The following is a 12,080-nucleotide window of genomic DNA, read 5'->3' on the forward strand; positions in this document are numbered from 1 at the left end:
CGGCGGCGGTAGGTGTCACGCTGTCCCCACGCCCAACAGGGCGATACCGGCGATGATGATCCACGCGATCCATCCGAGCCAGCCGACCAGCCCGAGGAGGGCGGTACGGTTCGTTCCTTCGGTGTTGTACGGACTCGCCGACGAGGAGACGAACAGCAGGGCCGCACTGAGGTAGCCGAGCCAACCGTGCCAGTCGGACAGCAGGCCGGTGCCGGTGCCCGCGACGCTGAAACCCAGTAGTGCCACGGCGAGGAATACCTGGTTGAACTCGAACAACACATTGCTGAACGCCCACAGCCCTGTTGTCGCGCCACGACCGTGGGGTGCGGCCGCGGCCAGGCCGAATCGCAGCGCCTCCACGCCGACGAACGTAACGTTCTGCATGAGCACACCGGCGAAGCCCACCAGCGCCCACGCCCCGGTTCCCTGATCCGGCCGCCACAACTCCGCCATGAGGCCCGCGGCGAACACCGTCGTGCACAACCACGTCAGCGGGGCGAGTGTCGACGGTTGTTTCAACGCGTCGCCGACGGCGGCCAACGAGCCCACCACCTCGTCCATGTCCTTGCCCGACATCGGGAAAGGCAGCCGGGCACGAACGTAGACGATGTTGACGATCAGTGCTGTCAGTACGAACCCGAGTCCGCTCAGGCCCGCCACGCCCGCGAAGTTCATGAGAATGCGACCTCCCATATTGGTTTTACGTGTATTATATTCAATATAAGGTGATGAAAATCGGAGGTGTAACAGTGGAAGAATCGCCCCGGCGCCGCGGCTACGACTCCCTGCGCCGACACGCCCAAGCGCAGCGCACGCGGAGGGATATAGCGGATGCGGCTCGACGGTTGTTCGTCTCGCGGGGCTGGGCGCCAACCACCGTGCGCGACGTGGCGCGGGAAGCGGGCGTATCCGTACCGACGGTCTACGCCGCATACGGAACCAAGACGGGCCTGGTCTGGGCGCTGGTGGATGCGGCGGACCTATCCGCCGACCTACCCAGGATGCTCGCCGAATTGGACGAATCCGCCACACCCGAGCAACAGCTCGCCGCGCTCGCCGGCTACGACCGCAGGCTTTTCGAACGCGCCGGTGACCTCATCGGACTGATCCGTGAGGCCGGACGCACCGAAACCGAACTGGTCGCCCTCTACGACCAGGCCCGGCGTATGGCCGACCGGACCCGGGCCGAGCTCTTCTCCTCCTGGCCGGACGGCACCCTGCGTCCCGGTCTGGACCGCCCCACCGCCGTCGACATATACGCCGCCCTGTGCAATATCGACGTCTACACCACGCTCACCGACGAACGCGGCTGGTCACCCGAGCGAGTGGAGCGCTGGTGGAGCGAAGCGCTGGCCCGCCAATTGCTGCGCCGATAACGTCCTCCCGCGTCGGTCGGCGGCGGGCGTGCGGTCGGCGTCTATTCGCCGTGCGCGTAACGGACCGCCGCCCGCACGGCGTCCATATTGATGATCAGGTTCGGATCGCGTTCCATCGCCTCACGGAACTCTAATACCACATCGTCGACCGTCCCGCGCCGCGCCGAGGCGATCAACTCCTGGCGCAGGTAGTCGCCGAGCGGCATACCCGCCGCGGTGGCCCGACGGGTGAGGATGCCCCCGATTTCCGCGGGAAGGTCGTAGGCGGTCGATGCCATGGCATCGGTATCGATCTCCGGGTGCCGATGTCCCGGCCACTCGTCGTCCAGGAATTCCACCACCGCGTCCAGCGGCACACGCCGCCGGGGCGCGGCGGCAGGTCCGGGTACCGCTACTCCACCGGTTCGGGCATGTGGGGACGCCGCTGCCGCGGCCCGGCGGAGTCGGATACCGAAATCGGTGGCGCGAGCAGGTGGCGAGCGGCCGGGGCATCGGCGCAGCGGTCCATGGGGGCGGATGGCGGTCGGTATCAGGTCCGATACGTGCTCGTGTTGCGTCATGACCGGAGCCCTCGGGAGTGGAAACTGGGTTGATGGGTGTGCCCAGTGCACCGACCACACCGGGGCGATCACCGAAGCGCCGGCTCTTGCGCAGTGGGATCTGGTGCGGATATCTCGTGCTGCTGGCCGTGGTGACCGTGGAATTCGGTGTGCCGACCGACCGCATATACCAGGCCCTCTGGATCATGGCGGGTATCGCGGCATACACCCCGGACCGGCCGTGGCGCGAACACCTGCGGATTCTGACCGACTGGGTTCCGCTCATCGCGGCGCTGGTGGTGTACGACCACAGCCGGGGTGTCGCCGACACCCTCGGGATGCCCGTCCGAGTGCGGGAGCCGGCCGCCGTGGAGGACTGGTTGTTCCATGACACGATCCCCACCGTATGGCTGCAACAACAGCTGATGTTCGGAGACCGGCACCCGTGGTGGACCACGCTCACCGGCGTGGTCTACCTGAGTCATTTCATCCTGCCGTGGCTCGTGGCGGCCATATTCTATGTGCGGTCGCGGCGGCGGTGGTCGCGGTACATGCGCCGGGTTCTGCTGCTGTCGTATCTCGGCCTGCTGACCTACATCCTGCTGCCGGCCGCTCCGCCCTGGTATGCCGCGCAGGAGGGGGTCCTCGCCGGGGAGGTCCATCGTGTCAACGGCTTCGGGTTCGTCCTCAGCTCGGTGGATATCGGTGGGGAATGGCTCGAGGCGCAGGGAAACCCGGTGGCCGCGTTGCCGTCCCTGCACGCCGCGTTCTCATTGCTGGTGACCGTGGCGCTGTGGCCGTTCGCCAAGCGGTGGTGGTGGCGAGCCGTGCTGGTCGTGTTTCCGGCGGCCATGGCGTTCACGTTGGTCTACGGCGGTGAGCACTATGTGGTGGACGTTCTCCTCGGCTGGCTCTATGTCGTGTTGACCCTCGTGATCATCGGCTCCTGGGAGCGCCGTCGTGATACAGGGACATCCGAGCGAGCACAGCGCACCATTGTCCGGTCCGGCCCCACGGGCCGAATATCCGTTGAATCCGTGGGAAGCGAACGGTCGTGGTGAACGGCGTCGAGTTCTCCTCATGTCGGCGTGGTCGGTGACGGTGTCGATCTCACTCAACGGACAGACCCCCCTTTCGGGTCGGGAGCCTGGCAGCATGTAAGCGAGTTGTGAGCGGTTCGACGAGGAAAGGGAAGCGATGCCGAGAATCGCCGAAGTGCGCGATGCTGCGGCACCGAGTTCTACCGAGCAACACGCTCGGGTAATACGGATACTCGAGGCTGCCGCTGTGCTCGCCACGGAAAAAGAGCTCGAACGTGTGCAGATGCACGAGGTGGCGAAGCTCGCGGGCGTGGCGGTCGCCACGTTGTATCGCTACTTCCCGTCGAAAACACATCTGTTCGTCTCGGTCATGCTCGATCAGATCGACCGGATGAGTGCGAAGTTCGCTCGGAGGACTCATCCGGAGTCGAGTGCCAAGGATGCGGTCCACGATACGTTGCTGCAGATGGTTCGCGGTTTGCTGCGTCGTCCGCTATTGGCAACCGCCATGATTCAGTCGAACAGCACGGCCAAGGCGTCCGCCGTTCCGGACACGGCCCGGGTCGACCGGAATTTCCGGCAGTTGTTGTACGACGCAGCCGGTATCGAACGAGCGACGGAGCGGGATGCCGCGCTGATACGGGTACTGACCCACGCGGTTTTCGGCATCATCCAATCCTGTCTCAACGGGCGGATCACCATCCCCGATGCGGAGTCGGACCTTCGGGCGGCGTGCGACCTGCTGCTCTCGGAGTGGCCGCGATCCTTCGCGGAGACCTACTGACCGACGTTCGGCCGAACCGGTCGTGCAACTCCTCTCGCGCATCCTCAGACCGTGATATCGCGCCGGATCACTTTTCCGGTCGCATTGCGCGGCAAGGGCTCCGTGGTGATTCGCCAGCGGGTCGGCACTTTGAAGTATGACAGCCGCTCGGCGGCGAACTCACGCAACTGCTGGTCGGTGACCGTCGCGCCGGGCCGCGCCACGACCACCGCCGCCACCTCTTGACCCAGATCCTCGTGTTCGGCACCGATGACGACGCATTCGTGGACGGCGGGATGCTCATCGAGGCACTGCTCGATCTCGGCGGGGTAGACGTTCTCACCCCCGCGCAGAATCAGGTCGGAGCGTCGGCCGGTCAGCCGTAGTCGACCTTCCTCGAGGACACCGAAGTCCCCGGTCCGCAACCAGCGGTCCGGGGTGATGGCGGCGGCAGTTGCCTCCTCGTCATCCCAATACCGGAGCATGACGTACGGGCTGCGTACGCACACCTCTCCCTCGGTACCGTCCGGTACACATTCGCCGAAAAGGTCACGAATCTCCAGGTTTGCCATGAGTATCGGCCGGCCGAGCGTGCCGGGATACTGTTCGAGATCGGCGGCGGAGGCGACCGCGATCGCCGTGCTGCACTCGGTGAGTCCGTAACTGTCGACCAACGCGTTGCGAGCGAAGAGGAGTCGCTCCCGAAGCCGGTTCTTGAACGCGGTCGATGACGGGGCGGATGCCAGCGCGAACGCCGTCAGTGACGAGACATCGTACTTCTCGACGTTGCCGTGATCGAGCAGCCTCGACGCCATGGTCGGCACCGCCCCCCAGTTGGTGACCCGCTCGCGTTCGATGAGGCGCAGTACGGTGTCCGCGTCGAAGGAACCCTGGTTCATCACCATTGTGCTCCCCGTCGCGAGCCGGGGGACGACCAGGTTGTGCAGACTCGCGATATGGAACAGCGGTGATGTCAACAGATACCGCGCGGAACCGGGTTCCGTATCGACATAGGTGCGGCCGGCCATCTCGGCCGATATCGCATCGGTGAAGCGGTGGTAGTCGACGACGGCCAACAGGTTACGGTGCGAATGCAACGCGCCCTTGGGCCGACCGCTGGTGCCGCTGGTGTAGAGGAGGACCGACGGGTCGTCCTCATCGATATCGATCCGGGGGAGTTCGGCGCCGGAGTGGGCGGCGATCAGGCGCGGCAGGTCCGTCTCGACGGTGAGGACGGCGATGCCCGAGGTGTCGATATCGGCCAGCAGGTCGGCGCGTTTGGCGTCGACGATCAGCACGGTCGGGCGGCAGTGCCGCAGCCCGTACTCGATCTCACGTGGCGCCCACCAGCTGTTGAGGCCGACACCGATGGCGCCCACGCATTGCGCCGACCAGAACGCCACCACCCATTCGGGACTGTTGGCCGCCAGGATCGCCACCCGGTCACCTTTGGTCACCGCGTAGTCCTCGCGCAGCGCGGTCGAGAGAGCGGCGACCGCGTCCAGATGCTGCGCATACGTCATGCGGCGGTCGAAGGTCACCAGGTAATCGCGGTCACCCCAGGCCTGCGAGGCGGCCAGCAGGTCCCCGACCGCTCGGCCACGGTGGCGCATAACCGGCATGGGAGTACCGAGAACCTCTTCGGAGGTGATTTCGAACCGGCCACCGGGGCCGGTCAGCCGCGTGATCACTTCGTTCAGGCGCAATTGCGCGTCCACCGGTGTCGTCATGGTGGCGGCCCTCTCGTTCAGGGTGCATATCGGAGAGCAACTTCTCACGGCACGTCGGGAGGCCCGGCTTTTACTACCACTGAGTGAGACTGCGCCCACGGCGGGTGGTGACGCATGGCTAGCGTGCGGGCATCTTCAGCGAAGGAAATCCCCTATGACGATATCTTCCGGCGGTCCCGTCGACCCATTGGCGCCGGCCGAGTTGGGCCCGGTGACCCTGCGTAACCGGGTGATCAAGGCCGCCACGTTCGAGGGCCTGACTCCGAAGGGACTGGTCACCGACAAGCTGATCGAATTCCACCGTCGACTCGCGGCGGGTGGGGTCGGTATGACCACGGTCGCGTATTGTGCGGTCGCGCCGGAGGGGCGCACCGCGCCAGGGCAGATCTACTGGCGCGACGAGGTGATGCCCGGTTTGCGCAAACTCACCGATGCCGTCCACGCCGAAGGCGCCGCGGTATCGGCGCAGATCGGCCATGCCGGACCCGTCGCAGCCGCCAAATACCTCGGGACGGCGGCACTGGCGCCCGGCCGCGGCTTCTGGCCGACCACACAGAACTACACCAAACCGGCCACGAAGGCCGATATCACCCGGATCGTTCTGGCGCATGCCGATGCGGCGCGCCGCGCGGTCGAGGCCGGGTTCGACGCGGTCGAGCTCCACTTCGGCCACAATTATCTGATCAGTTCGTTCCTCAGTCCGCGGATCAACAAACGTAGGGACGAATACGGCGGATCGCTGGAGAACCGGGCACGTTTCGCCCGTGAGACGGCTCGCGCCGTTCGTGACGCCGTCGGCGGCAAGATCGCGATCCTGGCCAGGCTCAATATGGACGACGGTGTGCCCGGCGGCTTCTGGCTGGACGAAGCCATTCGGGTGGCCCGGTGGCTCGAGGCGGATGGCTCGCTGGATGCGCTCGAACTCACCGCCGGCAGTTCATTGCTCAACCCGATGTACCTGTTCAAGGGCGACGCCCCGCTGCACAAGTTCGCCGAGGCCATGCCGCAGCCGGTCAAACTGGTCGGCAGGCACTTTCTGCGCGAGTACCCCTACCGTGACGCCTACCTCCTCGAGGATGCCAAGCAGATCCGTTCCCAGGTGACGATGCCACTGGTATTGCTCGGCGGTGTGACCAGCAAGGCCGTGATGGACACGGCGATGGGCGAGGGGTTCGACTTCGTCGCCGTCGCCCGTGCGCTGCTGCGCGATCCGGAAATGGTGAACAAAATCCGTGCCGACGAGAACACCAGGTCGCTGTGCAACCACTGCAACAAGTGTATGACCACGATCTACCGCAGCACCCGTTGTGTGCTGAAGGCAGGGTGAACAGCGCGAATCTCGCCGGAACGGGCAGAATCCGAGGGCCGCGGCGGCTCCACCTCATATCGAACGTTGGGAGAAGATCGGCAATGGGTACATTGGACGGCAAGGTGGCCATCATCACCGGCGCCGGCCAGGGGGTGGGACAGGGGATCGCGTTCGCACTCGCCGAGGCGGGCGCGACGATAGTGGTGGTCGGGCGAACCGAATCCAAGCTCATCGACACTACGAATCACATCCGTGCCGCCGGTGGCGGGCAGCGCCGGTGGTGTGCGATCTCGGCGACACCGAGCGCCTGGGGCCGATGGTCGACCACGTCGTCGAACTCTTCGGGGGTATCGACATCCTGATCAACAATGCCAATCAGGTCGCGCCCGGGCCTCTGCTCGACATCACCCCGAAACTCATGGACAAGGCCCTGACGACCGGGCCTGTTGCCACATTGCGGTTGATGCAGGCATGCCATCCGTATATGAAGGCCTGCGGCGGCGGAGCGATCATCAATATGGTCACCTCCGCCGCGGTGCGTTGGGACGCCACCGGCTACGGGTTGTATGCGGCGTCCAAGGAGGCGATGCGCTCGCTGACGCGGACCGCGGCCAGTGAGTGGGGGCGCGACGGGATTCGGGTGAACGCGGTGGCCCCCCATGCCCTGTCACCCGGCCTGAAATGGTGGACCGAGCACAACCCCGAGGAGGCCGTCGAATTCATCCGGACGATCCCGCTCGGCCGGATCGGCGACTGCGAGAGCGATATCGGTCGTGCGGTCGCATTCTTGGTCGGTCCGGATGCGGGCTACCTGACCGGGGCGACGATCCCACTCGACGGGGGACAGGCACGGTGGTGCTGAGCGGCGGCCGCGAGCTCACGTGATGTGCCGGTGCCGCTGCCGACAGCAGTGGCCGTAGGTGGTCGTGAACTCGGTGCCGGCGAGGCAGATCCGAAAGCCGGACCTGCCCTCATCCATGGTCGAACGAATGACCCGAATTCTGGATGCGTTCGACAGTCACGCCTCGCGTTTGTCTCTCGAAGAGGTCGCCTGTCGTGCTCAGCTGCCGCGCTCCACCACCTACCGCATCCTGCACCAGCTGGTGCGATTGGACTGGGTCGAGCACGCATCATTCGGCTACGGTCCGGGCCGCCGTTCGCTCGGCCTCGGCGGTGGCGACCGGCACGGCCGAATCCGGGCAGCGGCGGCACCGTTACTGCATGAGCTGCACCTACAGACAGGCATGGTGGTACACCTGACGGTGCTCGACGGTGGCGACAGCCTGTACCTCGACAAGATCGGTGGGCGGTTTGCCACGTGCCTGCCCTCCCGGGTGGGCGGTCATGCTCCGGCGTACTCCACCGCCGGCGGAAAAGCGATTCTGGCGTGGCTGGAGCCGGAGATCATCGATGATCTCTACGGTCGGCCTCTCCGTCAGTGCACCGACCGTACAATTGCCGATCCCGCGGCTCTCCATCACGAGCTCAACCGCATCCGGCTACGCGGTGGGCTCGCCTTCGACGAGGGCGAATCGGTGCGCGGGATTTCCTGCGTCGGCGCGGCGGTGCGCGGTCACGACGGCCCGGTCGCCGCTGTCTCGCTGTGCGGTGAGACGCGTACCGCGCGGCTCGAGCGTATCGCGCCGCTGGTGGTCGACGCGGCCCGCGAAGTGACGCGAACGCTGTACCCCGACCTCCCGATTCGCCGACGCCACCGCGGAAAATCGGAGCTGCCCTCGACCGCCTCGGCATAGCACCGGCGACAATGGCGGCCGGGACGTACCGGAACGGCGAGGACCGATCCCGCTCAGGTCGTTTTGCGCGCCTCGATCAGGAATCGGGTGGAGTGGGCGACGAAACGACCTTCCGCTCGAATGTGGTCGTGGAGCTCGCGGAGTCGGTCGCGATAGCGGTCCACGGTGAAATCGGGGACCATCCAGACCACTTTGCGCAGGAAGTAGATGACCGCCCCGATATCGAAGAACTCGACCCGCAGCCGCTCGAACCGCAGGTCGACGACCTCGAGGCCGGCGTTCTCCGCTTCGCGCCGGTCGTCGTCCGGGTGGCGTTCGCGCCGAACTCGCTCCGGCTGCGGGCCCAGGAAGTATTCAACCAGCTCGAAAACACTGGCCGGTCCGACATGTTGAGCCAGGTAGGTGCCTTCCGGTTCGAGCACGCGGGAGATCTCCTGCCACCACACCGCCGTCGGGTGGCGACTGATCACCAAATCGAAGGCTGCGTCGGCGAACGGCAACGGAGGTTCGTCGAGGACGGCGACGACGACAACCCCCAAATGCCGTAGCAGCTTGGTCGCCTTGGCGATATTCGGCGGCCAGGATTCGGTCGCGGCCATTACGGGCGGCAGTTCGCCGACCCCCGCCAACACCTCTCCACCTCCGGTCTGAAGATCGAGGGCCGCGGATGCCCCGGCCAGGCGATCACGTATCAAACGCTGATATCCCCAGGAGGGGCGTTGCTCGGTCGCGCGGCCGTTCAGCCAGGAGAAGTCCCAGCCGTCCATCGGCGCCGACTCGGCCTCGGCCACCAAATCGTCGAATGTTCGCTGCATGGCGGCATCATCATAGACGTCCGGGACACGAACTCCGTCCAACGACGCGACCGGAGCCGTTGGGTACAGGGCCGGAGGATTCTCTCGTTATCGGTGCCGTCGATCGCCTCGACACAGCGGCGGGCGACGATGGCCGCCGGGGTGTCGTCGAGAGGTCGCCTACCATGGCCTCGAATGTTCCGCTATTCAACCGGGACCACGACATCGAGCCATGGCCCGCATGGTGTCTCGGCGGCCGCATGTCCGGCGCTCACTCGTGTAGGGGAAGACTTCGTAGGGCGCGAGAACCCAATGGCCACAACCGGTACGCGGTCGGGATCGACGGGTAGTAAAAGCCTCGTATCCGAAGGAAATTCGTCTACGGCGGTCCGGGATTTCGAGTGACCCTCGCCGGTACCTGATATGGCGGGTTAAGGTCGACGACATGACTGCCGGGTCGGCGATACGCCGCGCACAGATCGGTTGCCCGGCCGCGCTGTGATAACCCGGCGGGCCAGGGGCCCGCCACCTCTTTCCCGAAATCCCATGAGAAACAGGGACATCGGAAGGAGGTGAAGACATGTCTCATTCGGAAACAGCACAGTCCCGCTGGTCTGATTTCATCGCCCGGCATTCGCGGGGCGGGGTACTCGAAGCGACCGTGGTCGATATCGTGCCGTTCGGCGCGTTCCTCGAGGTCGCGCCCGGCGTCCACGGGTTGCTGCACATCACCGAGTGGTCCGCCGAACCGTCGGTCGGGGCCACGCTGACCGTGCGCATCCTGGATATCGACCCCGAGAAGCATCGGGTGGCCTTGGCGCGGGCCGAATAACGGGTGTGCCGGGGCAGACTCCACCTGCCCCGGCACATCACCGAGCCTACCGAGTAACGACCTGGCCGTTGGGGCTCTGCTCCAGTACGGGAAGGTTCGACTCTTCCAGGACCGGTGGCAGCGCCGGGAGTTGTTCGGGTTCGGCCGGCTCTGGCGGGGGCAGCAACCGCGGCAGCAGGGTGGAACCCGCGGTGGCGGCCAAGGCCGAGGAGGTCGCGATGGTCCAGGCGAACGGACCCAACGGGGTGCAGCCGAAATAGGCGCCGAGGCCGGGGATCATCACGATCGCGCCGAGGACGGCACCGCTGGCGGCGGTAGTGAGCCAGACGAACGGGCTGCGGTAGCCGGAGATGAGGGTCTGACCCAGCTGGGTGCCGATCAGGGCCACCAACGCGATGGTATCGGCGCGGCGCCGCGAGCCGGTGTAGCGGCCGATGGTCCATGCCGCCGCGGCCCCGGTGGCGGTGGCGACGCCGCGGACCGCGATGGCGCGCACCAGGTCGGCCCCGAGATGGGCGGGTGGGATCTCGGCGAGTTGGTGGGCCCGCTGCTCGACCCAGCGCTGACCGTCCTGCGGCTCGGGCTGCTCCTGGTCGCCCGCCAGGGCCAGCGCCAACGCCGGGAACATATCGGTGAGCATATTGACCAGCAGGAATTGGCGGGTTCCCAGCGGTGCTCGACCGCCGAGCGCGGTGCCGAACAGGGTGAAAGCGATCTCTCCGGCGTTGCCGCCGACCAGCACCGCCACCGCGTCGGCGACCCGCTGCCACATACTGCGGCCTTCCACCAGCGCATGCAGCAGCGCGCGCGGATCCGGTTCGGTGAGTACCAGGTCGGCGGCGTTGCGGGCCGCGGCCGACCCGTGCGCCGCGACACCGATGCCGATATCGGCGGTTCGGATCGCGGCGGCGTCGTTGCTGCCGTCGCCGGTCATGCCCACGACATGGCCGGTGCGCCGCAGCGCGGAGATGATGCGTACCTTCTGTTCCGGGTCGACCCGGGCGAAGACGGTGCTGCGTTCGATCAGCTCGGTCTGCGCGGTGTCGTCCAGTCCGTCCAGATCGGCGCCGGTGGTGACGGTCTCGACGGTGATGCCCAGCTGCCGGGCCACGGCGGCGGCGGTGACCGGATGGTCGCCGGTGATCATCCGGACACCGACCCCGTTCTCCTGGAGTGCGCGCACGAGGTAGGGAGTCTGCGGCCGAGGAGTGTCGGCGATACCGAGGAAGCCCAGCAGTGTGAGTTCCTCGACCACGTCCTCCATCTCTTCGGGATGTTCGTGCAGGTCGCGGCCGGCCACCACCAGCACTCGCAGGCCCTGCTCGGCGAGATCGCCCACCACCGATTCGGCCTTCTTGCGCAACTGGTTCGTCAGCGACCGGTCGGGTTCGGTATCGGTGTGTACCCGGGTGCATTTGGGCAGCACCACCTCGGGGGCTCCTTTGACCACCAGCCGCAGCTTGTGCGCGGTCTGCCCGAAGGCCGCCGCGTATCCCCGGTTGGATTCGAAGGGAATTTCGTCGATGGGGTCCCATGTGTGCGCGTCCGCGCCGAGGATATCGGCGGCGGCGTCCAGGACGGCCCGGTCGGTGGCGTGCAGCACCGGTCCGTCCTCGGGATCGGGGCAGGCGCGGGCGGCGGCGCGCAGCAGCCGGCGCGCGCCCTTGGCATCGGTATCGGGCTGCCACTGCTCGTCCAGATCGGCCAGCGCGGTCAAGCGCAGCCGGCCCTCGGTGAGGGTGCCGGTCTTGTCGAAGCACAGGGTGTCGACGCGGCCGAGCGCCTCCACCACACGGTTGGCGCGCACCAGCACGCCGTAACGGGACAGCCGGCGGGCGGCGGCCAATTGCGCCACGGTGGCGACCAGGGGTAGGCCTTCGGGCACCGCGGCGACCGCGACGCCCACGCCGTCGGCGATCGCCGCGCGCAGGGCGCGGCCGCGC

At 66.7% G+C, this 12,080-nt stretch carries 11 protein-coding genes and 1 pseudogene; 7 read left to right on the plus strand and 5 right to left on the minus strand.

Annotated elements, in window-relative coordinates:
* Nucleotides 1-15: 15 nt before the first annotated feature.
* Nucleotides 16-675 (minus strand): hypothetical protein, encoded by a 660-nt coding sequence (locus tag ON20_RS13005; RefSeq protein WP_040835611.1) that lies wholly within the window; start codon nt 673-675, stop codon nt 16-18.
* A gap of 74 nt (nt 676-749) precedes the next feature.
* Here ON20_RS13005 and ON20_RS13010 point away from each other — a divergent pair, with 74 nt between their 5' ends.
* Entirely contained in the window at nt 750-1,376 is a 627-nt protein-coding gene (locus ON20_RS13010; RefSeq protein WP_245547203.1) for a TetR/AcrR family transcriptional regulator, read from the plus strand.
* Between the two features lie 41 nt (nt 1,377-1,417).
* Here the strand turns inward: ON20_RS13010 and ON20_RS36360 are convergent, their stop codons facing one another.
* On the minus strand, nt 1,418-1,936 hold the full coding sequence (locus tag ON20_RS36360) for a hypothetical protein (protein WP_157228824.1): 519 nt from the start codon (nt 1,934-1,936) through the stop codon (nt 1,418-1,420).
* A 32-nt stretch (nt 1,937-1,968) separates the two neighbouring features.
* On the opposite strand from ON20_RS36360, the gene ON20_RS13020 reads away from it, so the two are divergent.
* Together ON20_RS13020 and ON20_RS13025 are read left to right on the plus strand one after the other, a co-directional pair.
* Nucleotides 1,969-2,976: a phosphatase PAP2 family protein gene (locus tag ON20_RS13020; protein ID WP_083864890.1), complete on the plus strand. Its 1,008-nt coding sequence runs from the start codon at nt 1,969-1,971 to the stop codon at nt 2,974-2,976.
* 136 nt (nt 2,977-3,112) lie between these two features.
* Nucleotides 3,113-3,739, plus strand: a complete 627-nt coding sequence (locus tag ON20_RS13025) for a TetR/AcrR family transcriptional regulator (RefSeq protein ID WP_040835538.1) — start codon at nt 3,113-3,115, stop codon at nt 3,737-3,739.
* Nucleotides 3,740-3,783: 44 nt separating this feature from the next.
* Here the strand turns inward: ON20_RS13025 and casG are convergent, their stop codons facing one another.
* Nucleotides 3,784-5,448 (minus strand): steroid-24-oyl-CoA synthetase, encoded by a 1,665-nt coding sequence (casG, locus tag ON20_RS13030; protein WP_040835539.1) that lies wholly within the window; start codon nt 5,446-5,448, stop codon nt 3,784-3,786.
* Nucleotides 5,449-5,602: 154 nt separating this feature from the next.
* Here casG and ON20_RS13035 point away from each other — a divergent pair, with 154 nt between their 5' ends.
* The 3 genes and pseudogenes from ON20_RS13035 (at nt 5,603) to ON20_RS13045 (ending at nt 8,511) form a co-directional block, all read left to right on the plus strand.
* Nucleotides 5,603-6,775 carry an NADH:flavin oxidoreductase gene (locus ON20_RS13035; protein WP_040835540.1) on the plus strand — a complete coding sequence of 391 codons (1,173 nt, stop codon included), beginning with the start codon at nt 5,603-5,605 and terminating at the stop codon, nt 6,773-6,775.
* 83 nt (nt 6,776-6,858) lie between these two features.
* Nucleotides 6,859-7,619 (plus strand): annotated as a pseudogene (locus tag ON20_RS13040) (SDR family NAD(P)-dependent oxidoreductase).
* Nucleotides 7,620-7,734: 115 nt separating this feature from the next.
* On the plus strand, nt 7,735-8,511 hold the full coding sequence (locus ON20_RS13045; RefSeq protein WP_083864891.1) for an IclR family transcriptional regulator: 777 nt from the start codon (nt 7,735-7,737) through the stop codon (nt 8,509-8,511).
* A 53-nt stretch (nt 8,512-8,564) separates the two neighbouring features.
* Here the strand turns inward: ON20_RS13045 and ON20_RS13050 are convergent, their stop codons facing one another.
* Nucleotides 8,565-9,326 (minus strand): methyltransferase domain-containing protein, encoded by a 762-nt coding sequence (locus ON20_RS13050; protein WP_040835615.1) that lies wholly within the window; start codon nt 9,324-9,326, stop codon nt 8,565-8,567.
* Nucleotides 9,327-9,885: 559 nt separating this feature from the next.
* On the opposite strand from ON20_RS13050, the gene ON20_RS13055 reads away from it, so the two are divergent.
* The gene (locus ON20_RS13055; protein WP_040835541.1) at nt 9,886-10,137 is read left to right on the plus strand and encodes a S1 RNA-binding domain-containing protein; all 252 of its coding nucleotides are present in this window, start codon (nt 9,886-9,888) and stop codon (nt 10,135-10,137) included.
* Nucleotides 10,138-10,183: 46 nt separating this feature from the next.
* On the opposite strand, the gene ON20_RS13060 is transcribed toward ON20_RS13055, so the two are convergent.
* On the minus strand, nt 10,184-12,080 hold a 1,897-nt coding region (locus ON20_RS13060; RefSeq protein ID WP_157228825.1), incomplete at its 5' end, for a cation-translocating P-type ATPase.

The organism is Nocardia brevicatena NBRC 12119 (genome assembly GCF_000308495.1).
Classification (GTDB): domain Bacteria; phylum Actinomycetota; class Actinomycetes; order Mycobacteriales; family Mycobacteriaceae; genus Nocardia; species Nocardia brevicatena.